At 39.6% G+C, this 20,445-nt stretch carries 19 protein-coding genes; all 19 read right to left on the reverse strand.

Annotated features, from left to right (window positions below; genetic code table 11):
- Positions 1-152: 152 nt before the first annotated feature.
- Positions 153-500, reverse strand: a complete 348-nt coding sequence (rplS, locus tag RR45_RS06740; RefSeq protein WP_003136991.1) for a 50S ribosomal protein L19 — start codon at positions 498-500, stop codon at positions 153-155.
- Between the two features lie 164 nt (positions 501-664).
- On the reverse strand, positions 665-1,969 hold the full coding sequence (locus tag RR45_RS06745; protein WP_031365812.1) for an FAD-binding oxidoreductase: 1,305 nt from the start codon (positions 1,967-1,969) through the stop codon (positions 665-667).
- A complete protein-coding gene (locus RR45_RS06750) occupies positions 1,969-2,766 on the reverse strand; it encodes an HAD family hydrolase (protein ID WP_031365813.1) in 798 nt (265 codons plus the stop codon). The genes RR45_RS06745 and RR45_RS06750 overlap by 1 nt, the downstream gene beginning before the upstream one ends.
- A 36-nt stretch (positions 2,767-2,802) precedes the next feature.
- Positions 2,803-3,336 carry a hypothetical protein gene (locus tag RR45_RS06755; protein WP_031365814.1) on the reverse strand — a complete coding sequence of 178 codons (534 nt, stop codon included), beginning with the start codon at positions 3,334-3,336 and terminating at the stop codon, positions 2,803-2,805.
- Between the two features lie 81 nt (positions 3,337-3,417).
- Positions 3,418-5,208 (reverse strand): pyruvate oxidase, encoded by a 1,791-nt coding sequence (spxB, locus tag RR45_RS06760; protein ID WP_031365815.1) that lies wholly within the window; start codon positions 5,206-5,208, stop codon positions 3,418-3,420.
- Positions 5,209-5,389: 181 nt separating this feature from the next.
- Positions 5,390-6,379 (reverse strand): phospho-N-acetylmuramoyl-pentapeptide-transferase, encoded by a 990-nt coding sequence (gene mraY, locus RR45_RS06765; RefSeq protein WP_031365816.1) that lies wholly within the window; start codon positions 6,377-6,379, stop codon positions 5,390-5,392.
- Between the two features lie 143 nt (positions 6,380-6,522).
- Positions 6,523-8,817 (reverse strand): penicillin-binding transpeptidase domain-containing protein, encoded by a 2,295-nt coding sequence (locus RR45_RS06770; protein WP_244148309.1) that lies wholly within the window; start codon positions 8,815-8,817, stop codon positions 6,523-6,525.
- 12 nt (positions 8,818-8,829) lie between these two features.
- Entirely contained in the window at positions 8,830-9,210 is a 381-nt protein-coding gene (locus RR45_RS06775) for a septum formation initiator family protein (protein ID WP_031365818.1), read from the reverse strand.
- Between the two features lie 99 nt (positions 9,211-9,309).
- Positions 9,310-10,257 (reverse strand): 16S rRNA (cytosine(1402)-N(4))-methyltransferase RsmH, encoded by a 948-nt coding sequence (gene rsmH, locus RR45_RS06780; protein ID WP_031365819.1) that lies wholly within the window; start codon positions 10,255-10,257, stop codon positions 9,310-9,312.
- A gap of 237 nt (positions 10,258-10,494) precedes the next feature.
- Entirely contained in the window at positions 10,495-11,736 is a 1,242-nt protein-coding gene (locus RR45_RS06785; protein ID WP_031365820.1) for a glutamate-5-semialdehyde dehydrogenase, read from the reverse strand.
- Positions 11,737-11,750: 14 nt separating this feature from the next.
- A complete protein-coding gene (locus RR45_RS06790) occupies positions 11,751-12,920 on the reverse strand; it encodes a peptidoglycan bridge formation glycyltransferase FemA/FemB family protein (protein ID WP_031365821.1) in 1,170 nt (389 codons plus the stop codon).
- 113 nt (positions 12,921-13,033) lie between these two features.
- Positions 13,034-14,251, reverse strand: a complete 1,218-nt coding sequence (locus RR45_RS06795; protein WP_031365822.1) for a peptidoglycan bridge formation glycyltransferase FemA/FemB family protein — start codon at positions 14,249-14,251, stop codon at positions 13,034-13,036.
- Positions 14,241-15,041 carry a glutamate 5-kinase gene (gene proB / locus RR45_RS06800; protein WP_031365823.1) on the reverse strand — a complete coding sequence of 267 codons (801 nt, stop codon included), beginning with the start codon at positions 15,039-15,041 and terminating at the stop codon, positions 14,241-14,243. The genes RR45_RS06795 and proB overlap by 11 nt, the downstream gene beginning before the upstream one ends.
- 4 nt (positions 15,042-15,045) lie before the next feature.
- Complete coding sequence (recN, locus tag RR45_RS06805) at positions 15,046-16,716, reverse strand: DNA repair protein RecN (RefSeq protein WP_031365824.1); 1,671 nt, start codon at positions 16,714-16,716, stop codon at positions 15,046-15,048.
- 45 nt (positions 16,717-16,761) lie between these two features.
- A complete protein-coding gene (locus RR45_RS06810; RefSeq protein ID WP_031365825.1) occupies positions 16,762-17,196 on the reverse strand; it encodes an arginine repressor in 435 nt (144 codons plus the stop codon).
- Positions 17,183-18,004 (reverse strand): TlyA family RNA methyltransferase, encoded by an 822-nt coding sequence (locus RR45_RS06815; protein ID WP_031365826.1) that lies wholly within the window; start codon positions 18,002-18,004, stop codon positions 17,183-17,185. The genes RR45_RS06810 and RR45_RS06815 overlap by 14 nt, the downstream gene beginning before the upstream one ends.
- A complete protein-coding gene (locus tag RR45_RS06820) occupies positions 17,997-18,869 on the reverse strand; it encodes a polyprenyl synthetase family protein (RefSeq protein WP_031365827.1) in 873 nt (290 codons plus the stop codon). The genes RR45_RS06815 and RR45_RS06820 overlap by 8 nt, the downstream gene beginning before the upstream one ends.
- Positions 18,859-19,077 carry an exodeoxyribonuclease VII small subunit gene (locus tag RR45_RS06825; protein ID WP_031365828.1) on the reverse strand — a complete coding sequence of 73 codons (219 nt, stop codon included), beginning with the start codon at positions 19,075-19,077 and terminating at the stop codon, positions 18,859-18,861. Before RR45_RS06825 ends, RR45_RS06820 begins: the two co-directional genes overlap by 11 nt.
- The gene (gene xseA, locus RR45_RS06830) at positions 19,070-20,398 is read right to left on the reverse strand and encodes an exodeoxyribonuclease VII large subunit (protein WP_031365829.1); all 1,329 of its coding nucleotides are present in this window, start codon (positions 20,396-20,398) and stop codon (positions 19,070-19,072) included. Before xseA ends, RR45_RS06825 begins: the two co-directional genes overlap by 8 nt.
- Between the last annotated feature and the right edge of the window lie 47 nt (positions 20,399-20,445).

Genomic DNA, 20,445 nt, shown 5'->3' on the forward strand with positions numbered 1-20,445 from the left:
TTATTTTTCTAACTTAATTTTACAATTCGCGACTCATAAAAAACTCGCCCACTTTTCGCCCACCAAACGATATTTTATGACTTACAAGTCTTTCTATCCAAACTCCAGACATAAGAAAAACCCTTATCAAATAAGGGTTTCCTACCATCAAATTAACGACGGATTTCTTTAATACGAGCTGCTTTACCTTGAAGGGCACGCAAGTAGTAAAGTTTCGCACGACGGACTTTACCGTAACGTACTACTTCGATTTGTTCAACACGTGGTGTGTGGATTGGGAAGATACGCTCTACACCAACACCGTTTGAAATTTTACGAACTGTATAAGTTTCTGAGATGCCTTGACCTTTACGGGCAATTACAACACCTTCGAAAATTTGGACACGTTCCCGAGTTCCTTCGACAACTTTAGCGTGAACACGCACAGAGTCACCAGGACGGAAAGCAGGGATGTCACTGCGAAGTTGACCTTCATTGATAGCTTCGATTAATGGATTCATTATTATTCTCCTATTCTACTCATCTTAAGACTTACCTAAGTATTCGTGCCCTTAGCACACGCCTCAGCGGATGAGCGGTTTGTATGCGTCCATTACGCACCTATCTATTATACCAGAATACCTTGATTATTCAAGCATTTTGCTGAAATTAGTTTATCAACCTATCACAAATCAAAAATCTTACCAGGATTCAAGATATTTTCTGGGTCGAAGGCGCGCTTAATCGCCTTCATAGCCACCAACTCACTAGTTCCGATATATTTCTGAAAATATGGCTTTTTCAACAACCCAATACCGTGTTCTGCAGAAGGCTTGCCACCGACTTTTGCGACATAGGCATATAGCTCATCCAGATAAGCTTCAAGTTTTTCCGTCCATTCCTCATCCGTCAAATCGTTTTTGATAATGTTGGCATGGATATTACCATCGCCTGCATGACCGAAAAAGATAGCGGATAGATTCGCTGCTATTGCCATTTGCTTCAGCGCGATAATCGTTGGTGCTATTTGATTAACGGGAACAACCACATCCAGTGGTTCTTGGATACTCTCAAGTTCTACTGAGGAGACAATTGCCCCCCGAAGTTGCCAGACAGCATGACGTGTCTGCTCATCCTTCAAAATCAGAGCCTCGTCACTTAGACTTGCTAAATAGTCCAGCTCATTTTCTAGTTGCTGCTCAGCATTGCCATCCAAGGTAATGAGTAGAAATGCTTGACCCGATAAATCAGGGAAATTTAGCTGTAATGCGCGCTCAGAATAAGCCATACTGTCTCGCTCAAAAAATTCTAAGGTTGCTGGCACGAGACCTGATGCTAGGATTTCGAAGACTTTAGGAGATAACTGCATCAAACTTTCAAAGCCCAACAAAATATCTCGACTGAATTTCGGTTTAGGCTGAATTTTCAAATCAAGTTCAGTAATGACACCTAGCGTGCCTTCGCTGCCAATAAAAATATCTTTAAGATCATAGCCTGAGCTGTCTTTTCGGTTGATAGAACCGACTCGAAGTTTGCGACTATCAGCCAATATCACGCGCATCGCTCGAATATTGTCTCGAGTGACACCATATTTAACAGCTCGCATCCCACCTGCATTGGTCGCTGCATTCCCACCAATACTCGCTGCTTTACTCCCCGGGTCAGGTGCATAGAAGTAAGGAGTCTCCGCCAGAAATTCTGAGATTTCTGCAATTGTCACGCCCGCCTCAACAGTTAAGGTCATTGTTTCAGTATCCAGTTTAATGATCCGATTCATTTTTTCAAGACTCATTAAAACCTGATTGTTATCAGGGAAGGTCGCACCCGAAAGTCCCGTATGCCCACCAATTGTGATCAATTTCTGATGATTTTTTCTGACTGCTTGCATCAACTCAACTACATCTTCTTGCGATGTTGGAAAATAAATCGCAGTCGCTTGACCAATTTCTCCAGTCACACGGTTAGTCAAATAATTTTCTGAAATCTCCATCAAATATCCTCTTTCTCAAGTAATCCAACAACTTCTGTCAAACTTTTTACCGTATAATCTGGTTGTGCAACTTCACTTTTAGCGTCATTTTTACGATTGATCCAGACAGATTTCATACCAACTGTGTTAGCACCTAAAATATCGGTAAATAACTGGTCACCTACCATGAGGCTTGTTTCTCTATTCGCTTGGGCACGGGACAAAGCAAAATTAAAAAGTTCTGGCGCCGGTTTTCCCTGACCGAAATCTCCAGAAATAATCACTTTCTTAAAGTATTTTCCTAGTTTTGGTGCTTTTTCTAATTTCAATTTCTGTAAAGAAGGCGCTCCATTAGTCAAAAGAACTAATTGATAACGCTCATACAAGGCATCCAAGGCGGTGTAAGTATCCTCATAAGGCACTGAATTTTCAGTTCTAATGACAATAAACATCAAAGAAATTAACTTGGCCAATCGGTTATCCGAAATACCCACGTCTGCCAATACCATGGTCCAAACTTGCTGACGATAAGCCCTGACGACTTCAGATAACTCAGGGAACCGTAGGGTCTCATCTGTAAACTCTCCCCATAAAGCTTCAAAAGGGCTGATGCCAATCTGTACTGTAAAATCATAAATCGCATAGGTATCAAAAAGCATTACTGCTCGACTTTTAAGGGCTACCTCAAACTCTTGTGCCTGAACCCTTGGGTATTTACTGACCAAAAAAGCAGTCGTCCTATCTATCGCTAATTGAACCGCCTGCTCATCTGACAATAAAGTGTTATCCAAATCGAAAAAAATTGTTTTAATCGTCATCTTATCTCCATTGAACTACTATACTACCGACTTAATTCAAAGCTCTACAACATCACGTACACTACCGTCCACATCAATGAAATATCGCTTCATATTTCCTAAATCATAATAAACATCAACCAAACCATTTTTTAAAAATGGTACAGGATTCAGGCGTAGGGGCTGACTTTTAAAAATGTAATCTGTACCATTGATTTTAGCTGTGCATGTTAATCTTGTCAACCTATTATTATTAACAGTGCGTGCTGTCCCCTGAAAATCAATCACCTCAGCACTCATTTTAATACCTTGTTCTTTTAACCATTTATTTTTAACTTTTTGGTGCTTAGAGTAACCAATAAGAAGTAATCCTATCATGAAAATAAAGAGACCAGAACCACCAAAAACCGCTAAAAAGATAAAACGAAAATCGCTGATTGCGGATATATTTTCAGTATAAACACCATTAATGTCAATACCGTCCATTGGGACAAGTTGTATAACCGTCGCTACGATTATAAAAATAAAGCCAACCAGCATAGGTATTAAGCCAATCCACCATGTCTGATATATAAAGCTTTTTTTCTTCATCGTTTCCCTTCTCCCATGTCTCAAATAAAAATAACCCCATTGTTAGCAACGAGATTATTATATCATAAACTTGTATTTTTATCAGAACCCACCTAAATCAATTGCCTTGTACCTAGGCTCGATACCCTCTGCCTTCAAGTAAACGGCCAATGGCACTAAGTCTTCTGCTTCATACCGTTCACGATAAGTTGCGATTACTGCCTTGTCATGAATCTTTTCATCTAAAACAAGCGCTTCAACTGGAATTGGTCTGTCACCAGAGATTTTAGCATCTATCAAGACAGTTTTACCTTTGGCAATATCTGCTAATGCTGTATCAAAGACAGATTTAGCATCCCCTATACTTGTTAAAGTATAACCTTTTGCCCCCATACCTTCCGCAATTTTCGCAAAATCTACCCCCATGAACTCAACACCGATGTAGCCGGAGTTTGTTTCTTCTTGCTCATCTTTGATAAAGCCAAACTGGTTATTGCTGAAAACAACGTTGATAATCGGTAGCTTGTACTGAACTTCTGTGGCGAGGTCTTGCATGACCATATTAAAGCCACCATCACCCGCTAAATTCCAGACTTGACGCGCTGGAAAGTCAAGTTTAGCAGTCAAGGCACCCGGGATGCCAATCCCCATGGTCGCAAAGAGATTAGATGTCCGCCACAGTTGTTTGGGATTGAGGTGTAAATGGCGAACTGAAGTTTGCGTCACATCACCGACATCAATTGAGAAAATAGCATCATCTTCGGCGTGGGTATTGATTTGATGATAGACTTGATAAAGCTGCAAATCCCCTTCTGTTTTAGTCTCAAGTTTGTGAACGTAATCATTCCAATTTTTAATGTTGGCGAGATTGGCACGCCACCAGCCTGTTTCTGGTTTTTCTTTGGTCAACTTCGTCAACTCACGAATGGCTTCACCTGCATCACCTAAAATCGTGACATCATTATAATTACGCTTACCGAGATTAGCAGGATTGATGTCAATCTGGATGAAGTTTTTGACATTTTCAAAAAGGTTAGTGACTTCTGCAAAAGGATAATTATTACCAACAAAAACGACTGTCTCAGCATTTGGAAATGCTTCATTAGCTGGCTTAGTTGCCACGCGATTAGCAGAACCTAGCAGAGCTTCAAAATTAGCATCAAATTCATCAAAATTGATGCCTGTCACTGCTACTGGTGCTTTGATTTTACGGGATAGGTCAACGATATCTTGACCTGAACCTCGTATGCCAATGCCAGCATAGATAATTGTTTTCTCAGATGCGTCTAGTATCTGAGCAGCCGCCTCTATGTCCCCAAAATGCAGGGTAGGATTTGGAAATGTTCGGTGCGCATTCGCTGCAGAATAAAACGGTTTAGCTGGAATATCAAAGGTCCCTAGATTGACTGGTAATTGGACAACAGCGACACCATTTTTGGCATAGGCTTGACGAATAGCCTCATCAATGACATGAGGGATTTGTTCAGCAGTTGTAATTGTCCGATTATAAATGGCAACATCCGCATAAATTGGATTTTCGTTCATTTCTTGGAAAGTATCCATGTTCATCCCATTAGTCGCAAATTGCCCCACAATTGCTAAGACAGGTACATGATCCTCACGTGCATCATATAGACCGTTCAGCAAGTGAGTACCTCCAGGTCCTGCTGATCCAAAAGCAACACCGATATGCCCCGTATATTTAGCATGCATAGCTGCTGCTAGTGCGCCAACTTCCTCATGACGCACTTGAATATAGTCAATCTTATCTTTTTCATGCAATAAAGCATCCATCAAAGAATTGATAGAGCCACTGGGAATCCCATAGATGTGTTTCACACCCCATTCTTCTAAAACTTTTACGGCTGCAACACCTGCATTAATTTTATCCATTATTCTAGCTCCTTCTTACTAAGTTACTAATCAAACTAATAACTCATTATCTAAGTCAACATGACATCCAAAAATGTGAAAGCGCTTAATTTTTTTATACTTTTATTATACAACTTATTATTTATGAGATAAAGAAAAAGGTCCGAAAATCGGAACCTTTTCTAATATCATATAGTAAAACTTAATTTTCAATAAAATAGATAACAAGTGCCAAAATTGACCCTATCAAGGAAATACTCCAAAAAAAGAAATCAACACGCCACTCTGACCAAGGCTTACCATGCCCCGAAATGCCACCAAGTTCAAAGTGATGATGAACAGGCGTCATTCGGAAGATACGTTTACCATGTGTGACTTTAAAGTAAGTCACCTGCATCATCACACTAACGGTCTCAAAGACATAGACAATCCCTATCAAAAGCAAAGTCCACTCAACATTTAAAATAATCGAAATGATACCGAGTAAACCACCAAGCGCTAAACTTCCGACATCCCCCATAAAAATCTTAGCCGGTTTATGGTTGAAGATGAAAAAACCAAGTAAACTACCAATAACATCAACGATTAAAATTAACACATCAAAACGATTTTGGTGTACGGCAATCACTGCATAGGCAAGCAGAGAAATCGCAACTGAAATAGACGCCAAACCATCAATACCATCCGTTAAATTAACAGCGTTTGAGAAGCCAACTAACCAAAAGACAAGAAAGACAACAAAGAAAACACCGAGATTTACACGAAAACCAAAAATATTTAAAAAATTAGCGGCAGTTTCGTGTGTATAAATAAGGTAGGCAATAATACCCGTTGCGACTTGAGCTATCAGTTTTTGCCAGCTTGTCAACCCTTGATTAATTTGTTTAAAAATTTTCAAGAAGTCATCTAGGAATCCGACAACAGCATAGATAGCAAAGACAAACCAAATGACCATAAAAGCAGCAGTCAGTTTACCAAAAATAAGCGCAAATACGAGCGAAACGATCAAACTCACCACAACAAAAACAAAGCCACCCATAGTAGGTGTCCCCGCTTTTGCAGCATGCTGTTTAACATCTTCGTGCATTTGTTGCCCACCAATTTTTGCTTTATGGTAAAAGCGGATAAAGGCGGGAATTGTAAGAACTGTCACGATAAACGCGACAAGTCCAGCAATAATAGAATTTAAAATCATATCCATTTCCGTAATTTTCTATAGAATCAAATGATGCGTCAATTATAAATGACGTTTGTCTTGATTTTAACAAAACAAAAACGTTAGCTTAAAAGGAAGTCAACTCATTCTCTCTCTTGCGTATTCATTTTTGCCACGAGTTAATTAAGTGTCACTGTTAATTTTTGACCTTTTTTCAAGCTTGAATTCATCTTGATACTTTGTTCTGTTACTTTTCCAGTTTCAGAGCCGTTATAAGTGACTGTTATCCCCGTCCATTTAGCTAAGGTTGCAACATCTTCCTTGGACCAATCATAGATGTCTGGCATAGCCACATCACCATCGGTCAATAATAAGATACGGGCATTGGCACCAAGTTTAGTCCCTGCCTCAATTGATTGTTTCGTAATGACTGACCCACTGCCGACAACGACTGGTTGTAAAATTTGTTGGCGTAATTGATCCAATGTATTACCAGGACTTTTACCTTTATAATCTCCCAAAGTGACCTTGGCTTCTTTAACATTTTCATTGTTTGTTGTTGCCAGTGATGTTTCATCAATTGTTGATTTTAGCTCATAAGCTCGTTCCAATAATGGATTAGCAACATCTGAGATATAAGATAAGGTCCAATGTTCCGGTAATGTCACCGTCATATAGAAAATAAAATCTGGATTCTCCGACGGTACCATGGCAACTGCTGAATAGAGATAAGATGTATCACCTTCGTAGTAACCTCCCGTAGGCTTAGCAACTTGGGCTGTACCTGTCTTAATTGAGACATCTTTACCGTCTACACGGAAGTAAGGTTGATTATTTTTCCAGTCATAGGCTGTACCGAAAGTAGGATCCGTACCAACATTGACCATATATTTAAGCACATCGTCTGCCGTTGATTTCTCAATCGGTTTCCCAACGATTTCTGGCTGACTCACACGTTCTGTGCCAGCATCAATATCGGCAATTTTAGAGATAAAATGTGGCTCTAACATCTTACCACCATTGGCAAAGGCAGTGTAGCCCCTTAGCATCTGAACTTCTGTCACACTAATCCCTTGACCAAATGATGAGTTCACTTGTGAGACGACATTTTCATCAGGTAGATTACCGAAACTTTCACCACCTACACCCATACGGGTTGGTACACCAAATCTAAAACGTTTCAAGTAATCATCCCAAGATTTATCACCCATAGCAATCTGAAGTTTAGACATCCCGACATTTGATGAATGCGCAAAACCCTGCGCAAATGTCATAGCACGACCATCAGGGAAATCTTTAACATCCCAGTCACTAACAGGTGCATCAACAACCATAATAGGTTTTGAAACATAGGTTGCATTAGGATTAAAGGTTTTAGTTTCAATACCGGCCGCCACAGTAAACAGTTTGAAGGTTGACCCTGGTTCAAATGCAGCCTGATAGAGCAGGTTGTTCTGGCCAAAGAGATTTTCTTTATCAGATTTATTATCATCTTTAGGACCAATAACAGTTTGAGTAGCTGGATTGAATGTTGGACGTTGTGTCGTCGCTAAAATCTCGCCTGTATCAGCTTTGACGAGGGTAGCCACAACATTTTGTGCACCAGCATCTTTTATACCGGTCGTATCCATCAATGTTTCTAAGTAGCCTTGCATATTGGCATCAATTGTCGTATAGACATCTTGACCATCTTTAGCTGGCGTCACTGACTTAGCGACACCTTGTAGTGCTTGTCCATTCTTATCTTTTTCCAGCGTTTCAACACCGTTTTTACCTGATAATATGCCATTTAATGATGCCTCTAGGCCGAATTGTCCTATCAATCCTTTGGTATCATCATCCCCATCTTTAAGACCCGCAAGCCCGATGAAATTCGATGCAAAATTACCATTAGGGTAAGAACGTGCTAAATGCGAAGTAAAGCCAATACCTGCAAGTCCTTTTTCCTTGGCTGCATTTGCAATCTCTTCTTTTTGCGTGAATGAGATATGTTTACCAGCAGTACCAAATTCGACTTGACTAGCGCCTTTACGTTGAAGTTGTGCCAAGGTATATTTTTCGTCTATGCCTAATTTTTCCTTGAACAATTGCGCAATCGCTGTAAAATCTTTTGGCGCGGCATAGAGTTTCTTTCCCTCACCCGATACATAAGTCGTATCAAGAATGACATAAATGGAGTAATCACTTGAATCCGTCGCAATCGCCGTCCCATTTCGGTCAAAAATCGTGCCACGTTTCGCATAAATTGTCGTCGTTTCTGAATAATTCGATTTAGCACGCTCGGATAATTTCACCCCATTACTAGAATCGGTCACGATAATCCAAGAAAATCTAACGATAAAAACCGTAAACACAAAGATAGCGAGAATCAAGATGTCCTGCGCAATCCGTTTACGGTTGGCTTGTGGGCTTAAATGCGTTTTAGCGGCATTTTTTGCTACTTTTCTAAATGGCAAAAGTACAAGTTTTTTCAAAAAATTTATCATTTATTTCGTTGCCTTTATCACATTATCATTATTCTGTTTAAGACCACTGTCTCTCGCTTGTTTCATAACTCTATCGTCGCCCATCAACTCATTGATTTGCTGATCATAAGCCTTGAGTTGGTCTTCTTTTGTTGAAACTTCTGCTTGAATTGTCAAAGTGTTTTGCTCAACTTCAATAATTTTAGTTCTGACAAATACCATGCCAATCGCAAGTACAATCGTTGTCACAATCACTGAAAGGTAAAATACTTTTTCAACAGTTGACAGTTTTTTAAATTTTCGCGTCAAAAGCTCTGGCGCAATTGAATCCGCAGAGATATTATAGCTACCATTTTGGTTGGCGGTTTTAATATCAAAATATTCTTTTGGTTTGGCTGCCATGATTTTACCTTTCTATAATTTAACTGCGTTAAGTAATAGAAACTTGACCTTGCTACCGCTCTGCTCAAAGCCACTATCATTCACTTCCCGACAGGTATTTTAATTTTTTTGTGCCACCCTTAATTTAGCAGAGTGTGCCCGATTATTATTGACCAATTCATTCTCGGATGCAAGAATTGGTTTTCGGTTAACCACCGTTAAAAGGGGTTTCATTTCCTCCGGTACCATGGGTAAACCACGAGGGATGTCAACCGTTGCATACTCTTTAAAGAGTGATTTTGTTAACTTATCTTCTAAAGAATGGAATGTAATAACTGATATTCTGCCATCTTTTTTAAGCATATGAATGGCTGTTTCAATTGATTCGGCAGCAGCACCCAGTTCATCATTCACTTCAATACGAATGGCTTGAAAAATTCGTTTAGCTGGATGACCTTTTTTCTTCAATTCTTTTTGAGGTAATGCAGATTTAATGATATCTGCTAACTGCAGTGTCGTATCTATTGGTGCAATTTCTCGTGCTTTTTCAATTTTTCGCGCAATTTGTTTAGAAAATTTTTCTTCACCATAACGGCTAAAAATTCGCATTAAATCGTTAAAAGCATATGTATTAATAACATCGTGCGCGGTCAATGCCTGTGATTGATCCATGCGCATATCTAATCTCGCCTCTTTTTTATAAGAGAAACCACGTTGACTATCATCAAACTGAGGGCTTGAGACACCCAAATCATAGAGAATGCCATCAAATTCAGTGATACCGTGCTCTGCCAGTGCCACTCTTAGATGTCGAAAATTATTTTTAATCAACGTCACACGTCCAGCTTCAAGCTGTGTTTTTAGTTTTATTTTAGCATTTTGGTGGGCTGTTTCATCTTGGTCAAAAGCATACAGGTGCCCAGTAGTGAGTTGGCTCAGTAAATACGCGCTATGACCTGCACCACCCAGTGTGGCGTCGACGTAGATGCCATCAGGCTTGACTTCAAGCATATCAACGGTTTCATGTAGCAGAACGGTATCATGCTTAAAAGTTGTCTGGTCTGACATGTCTACTCACTTTCTAGTGTTTAGTGCTGATTTTAATGTTATGACTTTAAAATCAGTTGACGCTTTGATTGACGCATCACCTAAACAAATCTTATTATACCAAAAAAATCTAGCAATTTCTAGATTTTTACTGAATTGTCATATTTTAGTCATGAAATCATGGCGGATCTCTAAATCACATCATCAGATTCGTGTTTATCAATACCATAAAAGATTCTACCAATAACAGCCTGATCTTTAGCTTCTTGTTTGACCATTACCATTAATCAAATATTTATAAGATGTAAGCGCCTCAAGTCCCATTGGGCCTCTCGCATGTAATTTTTGAGTTGAAATACCAATTTCGGCACCTAACCCAAAAACAAAACCGTCTGTAAATCTTGTAGAGGCATTGACATAAACCGCAGCTGAGTCAATTTGTGCTTGGAATTGATCGGCGTGAACTAAGTTATCCGTAATGATACTCTCTGAATGTTTCGTACTGTACCGATTAATATGCGCAATCGCCTGATCAATATTTGAGACAACCTTAACTGACATCTTGTAATCCAAATATTCAGTCCCGAAGTCCGCTTCCGTTGCAGGCTCACCCTTCATCAAAGCAGCGGCTAACTCATCAACTTTAAAGTCAATTTCCTGTACCGCATTAATCGCAGTCTGAAGTTTTGGTAAAAATTCAGCTGCAATTTTTTCATGGACAACCAAACTTTCGGCTGCATTACAAACACTTGGTCGTTGTGTTTTAGCGTTAATGACGATTTTTGTTGCCATATCTAAATTTGCAAATTCATCAACATATATACTAACATTACCAGTCCCAGTCTCAATAATTGGGACGCGAGACTGTTCCTTGACTGTCTTGATAAGTCCTGCACCACCTCGTGGAATCAGTACGTCCAAATATTCAGTGGCCTGCATCATTTCTCTTGCTACTTCATGGCTTGTGTCCGTCACGAGTCCTACCGCATGTTCCGTGATACCTGTAGCTGTTAGAGTCGTTTTGATGACTTGAACGAGCGCCTGATTAGAATGAATGGCATCTTTTCCTCCGCGCAAAATAACCGCATTATTTGTTTTAAAGCATAGAGCAAAAGCATCTACTCCAACATTTGGCCGACTTTCAAAAATCATCCCAACGACACCTAAAGGCACACGTTTTTGAAGGATTCTTAAACCATCAATATTGGTATAGCCACTAATCACTTGTCCTACTGGGTCAGGCAACGCAGCCACTTGACGGACACCCTCAGCAATGTCAATGATTCGCTCTGGTGTCAAACGAAGGCGATCCATCATAATCCGATTAATCCCATTAGCCTCCGCGTTGGCTAAATCTTTTGCATTTTCGGTAATGATTGTATCAGTCTGATCAATAAGAGCTTGCGCTAATTGTTGCAAAAACTGATTTTTTTGAAGTGTGGCATATTTCGCAAGTTCGAAAGTAGCGCTTTTAGCGTTTTTTCCAAGTGTCTCAATCATCTGGTTTCCTCACATTATTTCATTTTTTTACGCAATTTGTAGGCTAACTTACTCAAGTTGAACAAGAATCGGTTAACCGGTAAATCAAATTCACCTACATAAATTTCGATTTTCGGATTAAAATGTTTCTTAAATTTCAAAAGACCATCTGATTCAGACAATGAATTTTCAAGCCCACCCATATTCAGGGTCTGTGCCCCCATTTCAAAAGCGTGATGAATAGCCTCATACCAAGCCAGATAAGATGGGTAGTACTTTTGAAAAGCTGTATCAGTACCGGCATATAACGTTTCCGCAGCACCTCCAAAATTCACTGTCAACGTACCTGCAACAGGAATAACAGCACCGTGAGTTGTAACAGCCTCTGTTAATGCGACAATATTTTTGTCCATCATCTCAAGGTCACTTGTTAAAGATTTGACACGCTTTTCATTTTTAGCTTTACTCAGATTATCTGTCAATTTTTCCCGATTTTCTTTTGCTTCTGATAAGAGCTTGCCAAAATCCATTTTGACAAGATTAATGAATGCATCACCACCATAGGTTTCAAGCAATTTCGTGTAGTAAGCAGCATTCCTCAGACTCACATTTTTACGTGATTCTGTTTTTTTCATCAATTCAGCAAAGTCAGCGACAAGTTCTGTACCGCCAATTTCAAAAATAGGTTGTGAATGACGTGCTTTTCGTAAAAATTGACGCGTTTTTTTACTCAAAGCATCCTCAGAAAATGATTCTTGATGAATCACAGCATTATAGCGCGGTTGAATGGTATCACCCATATCAGTGGTCAATCCTGACCATTTAACGCCTAGATTTTCTAACCTCTTTATCAACATTTCTGACTGATCAGCTAAAATGGGGGGATCAAACTTGATGAATAAAGCGTGTTGTGACTTCCCATATTTTTTAAGCTCTGATAAGACAAATGTCAGTAGCTCAGTATCTGAGTAGTCAAGGACAATCCCTCGCGGAATATAAAGCATTGTCAAGCCTAATGGTAGCGGCTTAATCAAGATACTCACGCTTGATTTGAGGTCATTATCCTTGTAAAATCCGATACGTTCATGCCGCCAATTATCTTTAACCTTTACCCAGTTTGACGATTGCAATAGATTTGTCGAATTCGATGCCTTAATAAAGGCATCATGTTCAGCTGCCGGTAGACCAATTTTTACTGTATACATGTTTACATTATATCAAAAAAAAGAGCAGTAAGCTTGCTCTATGGATAATTTCTACGTCTATAAACACTTAAATTACACGATAACACACTTAAAAGGTATCATTTTGAAACCATTTATCGGTTCATTATTTTTTTCAACATAGTTGTTACTTTGTTCAAAACTGGCTTGATTGTCAATTCAAAGTTGCCAGAGGACCGCCAAATATAGCCCTTAAAGTTTTGTTTGAATTTCAAAACACCTTGATCTGGATGATCAGGCGCATTAACCCCCATAAAATGGTAGTGTTCAATGTGATGCTCAAAAGCAAATTGTAACATGTAATCTTGAATCAAGAAAGGTGCAGAAAATTCTCTATACACATCATACATCCCACTAAACATATAGAGGATATCATTGGGCATGATAAAGAATTGTGACGCAGCTAAGATAACATCTTGGTCGCCATGTTTTTCCGCCAACGTTTGAAGTTCCGATTGAAATTTTTCAAGACGCGACACTCTCTGATGCAGTGTATCAATGCTTTTTTTCTTATTTTGAGCTTCAGCCTGCTCAATTTCCTGATAGACGCCAGCTAGTTCTAGCTGATTTGCTGCTAATTCTTTCTGGAAATTAAGCTTAGCCAAGACAAATTTAACACGTTCACCAAAAGTGCGATAGACAGTCTGATAGTAAGACAACTCTCGAGTTGAGAAATTCCTACGCTCGCCTGCTTCATCAACTACTTTTTTAAAATCAGCCAATTCATCATAGCTCGCTTCATAGACTTGAATACCTAGTTTACGCGCCTTTTTAATTGTTTGAAGACCATTTTTCTTATATGATTTTTCAAGTTTAGCAAAATTTTCAAAACCCGTCAAAGCTTTACTATAATTGTAATTAAAGCCTTTTTCAAAATCGCTCAACCGACCTTGTAAAAAGCCTAAATCTTGATAAAAAGCATCTAACCCTTGGTGAAACTCGCCCACTTTTTCCCAGTTATCATCATACTTTTCAATCATTTGATTAGAATGGATGATGAGTTTCAAGACACCTTGTTTTTTCAGCAAAGCTTTGGCACCAGAAATCAGCACTTGATTGTCATTTTCTACTGTTGAAAAGTAAGGATTACCATGTGCCTCTGCCAAATAACCAAACCTAACTTTTGCAAGTGTCACAAGCATAGCAGCCACGATTGTTTGGTTTGTTTTTACCGCCAAATAAAATGGCTGATGTCCTAAAGCAGCTTGTAACTCGCCAAATGCTTTAGTTTGCTGGAAATGGATGTCATCCCGTGTCGCCACAAAATCCGAAAATTCGGCTGCTGTGATGACTGTAAATTGACTACTGTCCAAAATATGTCCCCTTCTTTTTGCCGGCAATGATATCCCGAATCTCACAAATTCGAGCACCATTCGTCAACACCATTTGCTTATCATTGTCAAAAATCAGCTTAGCTGCCTCTAATTTGCTAGTCATGCCACCAGTCCCAAAGCGACTACCAGCCCCTCCAGCTACCTTCATCAATGTATCAGTAATTTCAGACACATTGTCAATGAGCTTGGCATCGTCAAATATATTGGGATTTTTATCATAAAGCCCATCGATATCTGAAAGCATGATTAACAAATCTGCATCTGCCAAATTTGTCACAATGGCACCTAATCGATCATTATCACCAAATTTAGTCTTATGATCCATTTCATCGACACTAACTGCATCATTTTCATTAATAATTGGAATGATACCTAGGCTTAAGATTGCCTGTAGTGACATAGACGCATTTTGACGACTCTCAGGATATTCAATCACATCATTGGTCAACAAAATTTGCGACACTTTTTGCTGATAGCGCGCAAAAATATGATTGTAAAGACTCATTAACTCAACCTGACCGATTGACGCCAATGCTTGCTGTTGTGCAATTTCTGGTGGTCTTTTATCTAGGCCTAAGACATTTAAGCCAACACCGATGGCGCCAGATGTCACCAAAATAATCTCATAGCCCTCATTTCTTAAACTTGACAGGGTAAAAGCCAAGTCATCCATATTTTTTAAATTGATTTGACCATTCGACAAAATCAGACTTGAGGTCCCAATTTTAACAACGATTCTTTTAGCAGTTTTTAGTTTTTCTCGATTCATCTTCTTATTTTTCCAGTAATTTTTTGGCTTGTGCTAATGCTTCAGGTGTTAAATCATCGCCAGCAAGCATTTTAGCAATTTCGATTTCCCGTTCTTCAAATGTTAATTTTCTAACTGATGATGTGGTGCTATCAGCCATTTGAATTTTCTCTATATGGTATTGGCTATCCGCAATCGCGACAACTTGCGGTAAATGTGAGATACACAAGACCTGACCATTTTGAGAAATTTTATATATTTTATTAGCTATTGCTTGGGCGACACGTCCTGAAACACCTGTATCAACTTCATCAAAAACAATTGCTGTTTTATTTTCACGTCTAGCAAAACTTGACTTAATTGCAAGCATAATCCGACTCATTTCCCCACCCGATGCTGTCTTGGCAAGAGGCTTAAAACCTTCCCCTGGATTGGTCTGAATGAAAAACTCGACATGCTGATTACCATTAACTGAAAACTTCGCAGGCTCAAACTGAACTTTAAAATCTGCTTTTGCCATGTAGAGGTCGGCCAACTCACCTTTGACATCTTTTGCAAGCCTTTCGGCAATCGTTACTCTGGAATCTGAAAGGGTCTGAGCACTGATTAAAAGTGATTTTTCAGCCACTTTAAATGAGGTTTCCAGATTTTCTGAAGAGTTCTCATCCCCAGTTAGTGCGTCCAGCTCCTTTTGACAATTTACCAAGTAAGCGAGGATGTCTGTTAATTCAGGACCGTATTTTTTCTTGAGGGTTGTCAAAACCGAAATTCGGTCTTCAATCATCGCCAACTCTGACGGATTGAATTCTAAATCATCAATTCGCTTTTCTAAATCTGCCGCAGCATCTTCTAATAGGTAGTAGGCATCTGCAATTTTTTCAGACAATTTAGCATAGCTTGGGGCATCAAACTGGCTCGCCGACTCTAGCTCATTCATCGCATTTCTTACCATAGAAAGACTGGAATAATCTGATGCATCATCATCTAATGAATAAAAAGCTGCGTTTAAGTGTTCTGCAATATGATTAGCATGCGTGAGCCGCTCGCGTCTTTGATAAATTTCCCCATCTATTTTGATATCTATCTCAGCCGAAGTGATTTCATCAATTTGGAATCTCAAAATATCAATACGTTGCGCAAATTCAGCTTGATTTTTTTTGAGTGTGAGCAATTTTTGGCGTAACGTTTTATAATCTGAAAATTTCTGCGCATAGTCTTGTTTAATTTTTAGAAATTTTTGGTCACCAAACTCATCGAGCATCGCTAAATGATGAGTTGGACTCATCAGCTCCTGGTGGTCATGTTGACCATGAATGTCAACCAAAAAGCTACTAATCGCTTGAAGATTTGACAAAGGTGTCAAAACACCATTAATTCGACAAGATGACCTACCATTGGCAAAAATTTCCCGACGCAAAATCAGCTCGCCTGTATTTTCAAAGCCAAGTTTCTCAAGTTGCTGGGCAATTTCTGGGTTGTCTTGCTGATAGAAAAATAAACCTTCTATTTCCGCTTTATCAGCACCATGTCGGACAAATGACGTCTGTGCCCGCGACCCTAATAGCAGGTTCATGGCATCAATAATAATCGATTTTCCAGCACCTGTTTCACCTGTCAAAATCGACATGCCTTGTTCGAACTGCATGGCAATTGTATCGATAATGGCAAAATTTTTGATAGATATTTCTTGTAACATCAATTTCCCTCCATCAAGGTGCCTAGGCTTTCCTTTATCACACCATCAATTTGATAAACTTGTGTAAATTTTTTCAGCAGTTGCAGCCGTAGTGGCGATTAATAAAATCGTATCATCATCTGACAGCACTGTAAAAATCAACGGTTCAAAGCGTGTCAACAAGCGATGTTTAAGCAGCATAGCTGACCCAGGGCTTGTTCTAATCGCCAATTGATTACCCTGTTTTTTAATTTCTTCAACAACTGATTGAAAAAACTCTGCATCTGTATTGAGTCGATTACTTTCAGGCAAGGCATAGCGATAACCACCTGTTTTTGCCGGTACTTTTACTAAACGAAGTTCTCTCATATCGCGTGAAACAGTAGCCTGTGTGACTTCAATATTTAAATCCAAAAGAGCGTTTACTAAGTCATCTTGTGTCATGATGTCTTGCTCAACCAGTATTTTTTTGATTAAATCAATCCGTTCACTTTTTTTCATCTAATTCTCCATGCGCATCTGCAACCACCGTTTTAATCCGTGATGTTACGTGGTCTATCACTTCTGCGTTTTTTGTCAAATGCAATAGAAATTCAATATTGCCATGACCACCTTTTATCGGTGAACTTGTCAAACCAATGGTCGAAAAGCCTAGACCATTTGCCATATTGACAACCGTTTCAATCACTGTTTCTTGAATTTTGGCATCTTTAATAATGCCATTTTTACCGATTTGTTCACGCCCCGCCTCAAATTGTGGTTTAATCAACGCGACAACATGACCACCTTCAAGTAAAATATCGAATAAAGCTGGTAAAATCAAAGCCAAACTGATAAAAGAAACATCAATTGATGCAAAAGTCGGCAAATCATGGTTAAAGTCCTCTGATTTGGCATAACGAAAATTAAACTGCTCCATAACCACAACACGATTATCTTGTCGAATTTTCCAAGCTAGCTGGTTCGTTCCAACATCAACAGCATAGACCATTTTGGCACCATTTTGGAGCATGACGTCAGTAAAACCACCTGTTGATGAGCCAATGTCAATAGCAGTTTGATCTAAAACCGAAATCTTAAATATATCAAGTGCTCGCGCCAGTTTCAAACCACCTCGGCTGACATAAGGTAACTTTTCACCCTTAATCATCAACTCTAAATCATCGGAAACTTTCTCCCCTGGCTTATCAAAGCGCTCTCCGTTGAGGGCATTGATGACAATACCAGCCATTACACCGCGTTTTGCCTGCTCGCGTGTATCAAATAGTCCCTGATTATAGGCTAGGACATCTACTCGTTCTTTAGTCAATTTTTAATCTTTCAATTTGTTTCAAAATGCTGTCAGGCACTAGCTGCGTTGTGCGTGAAAGCTCCGCCAAAATATTTTCAGCTGCCACCAGATTGGCTGATAATTCTGCTTTGGCACCCGCCAAATCTAATAATTTAATATAGGTCGACTTGTCTGCAGCTTCATCTTTACCAGGCGTTTTCCCGATTTGGTCAAATGTTGCTGTAACATCTAAAATGTCATCTCTGATTTGGAAGGCTTGACCGACTTTTTCCCCTAGATTGCGGAGTGATAAGATGACTTCATCTGACTGCTGCGCGATAAGGCCTGCGGCAACGAAAGGAAATGTTAGCATTTTACCCGTTTTCAGAGCATGAATTTGTTTCAGCTGCTCAAAAGTAAGAGTTTGCGTCTCTCCATCCATATCCAGGACTTGACCTGCAACCATTCCGTGACTGCCTGAGGCTAGTGCTAATTCTCTTACCAATGCAACAACGACTCCTGAAGGTAGGTCGGCATTTGCCAGTAAAAGATAGGGATCAAGTAAGAGGGCATCTCCTGCCAAAATTGCCTGTGCTTCTCCGAAAACTTTGTGATTAGTCGGTTTACCACGACGAAAATCGTCATTATCCATGGCCGGTAAGTCATCGTGGATGAGTGAGCTAGTATGGATTAGCTCCACAGCACCAGCTACTTTGAGATGTTCTGTCGTGATGCTCACGCCAAAGGCCTGCAAGGTTTCAAGTAGAAACAAAGGTCGAATCCGCTTGCCACCTGCCTGAATTGAGTATTGGATACTCTGCGTCAGATGTGACACCAAGTCATCCGCATCATAAAAGTCATCAAAAATACTTGTCAATCTGGTCAAAAATGCTTTATTGTTCATCAAATACTTGCTCTGTTCCATCGTCTGCCATGACTTTTACCATGGTTGCCTCGGCATCTTTCAAGGTTTTTTGTAGAGCTTTAGATAGCTTCATGCCTTTTTGAAATTCTGCGATTGCTTCTTCCAAGGGAACATCACCATTTTCTAAACGCTTAACGATATCCTCTAATGCTGCTAAATTTTCTTCAAAAGTTACTGCTTTAACCATTTTTCACCTCTACATCTATCTGGCCATCTGAAACCTCTAAGCTCAGAAAATCACCTGTTTTAACATCTTGAGTAGACTTAACTACTTTTTGTTCTGCCGTTCTTACAATCGCAAAACCACGTTTAATAATTTTCTCTGGGTCAATCAAGCTCAAACTGTCATAAGCTTTTTCTGCTCGTATTTTTTGTTGCTCAAAAAAGTTGGTAAAATTAATTTTTAAACTCGCTATTTCGCGGTCTAAATATCGACTCGATTCTATTATCTTTTGCGACAATCGTAAACTTGTCAAACGACTTGTCAAAAGTACTTGGGTTTGTTGATTTTTTTGGTAATGTTGTTGTAAATTCTGGGTCAATGTACCTGTTAACTGGTCTAATTTTTGAAGATAACCATCATATAAACGTTCAGGTTGCCGAAAAATCACTGAATTTTGAAGTCTAATGAATCTTTCTTGTCCTTGATTGACACTGCGTTGTACACTGGTGCTAAGTCGTATTTCACTGTTTGTCAAATACTGTAAAATATCTAATCTCGTGTTTGGTGTTGCCAACTCTGCAGCGGCGGTAGGTGTTGCAGCCCGTCTATCCGCCACAAAATCCGCTAATGTCGTATCCGTTTCATGTCCAACTGAGGAAATGACCGGAATTCTTGATTCAAAAATTGTACGGACGACAATTTCTTCATTAAAAGCCCAGAGGTCTTCAATAGCCCCACCACCTCGACCGATAATTAGAACATCCAAGTCTGTACGTCCATTGGCTTCGCGTATGCGACTGGCAACTTCTTCGGCTGCACCATTGCCCTGCACCTTAGCAGGAAATAGTAAAATCTCTGTCATCGGAAAGCGACGATTGACAGTGGTAATAATGTCACGAATGACTGCACCACTGGGACTTGTAACGACACCGATTTTTCGAGAAAAGGCCGGGATAGCTTGCTTGAAGTCAGGATTGAAGAGTCCCTCGGCAGTTAGTTTTTTCTTGAGTTGCTCAAGTTGAATCGCAAGAGCGCCAATGCCATCGGGCATCATTTTTTCGATGATAATCGAATAAGAGCCACCAGGTTCATAGAGCTGAACGCGGCCAACAAGGTTGACTTTCATGCCTTCTTCTAATTCAAAGTTGAGTTTAGAGAAAGCCCCTGCCCACATGGTCGCTTGAATCACGGATTTTTCATCCTTGATTGCAAAGTATTGGTGCTTGGGACGGCGTCTAAAATTGGAAATTTCGCCCGTCAGAAAAACCCGCTCCAAGTAAGGGTCACGGTCAAATTTAGTCTTTAAATATTTAGTTAATGTTGACACACTCAAATATTCTGTCATGTTACTATTGTACCAAAAAAACGGGAAATTTTCCCCGTCTGAATTTA

The sequence above is a fragment of the Pseudolactococcus chungangensis CAU 28 = DSM 22330 genome (assembly GCF_002441885.1).
Lineage (GTDB): Bacteria > Bacillota > Bacilli > Lactobacillales > Streptococcaceae > Pseudolactococcus > Pseudolactococcus chungangensis.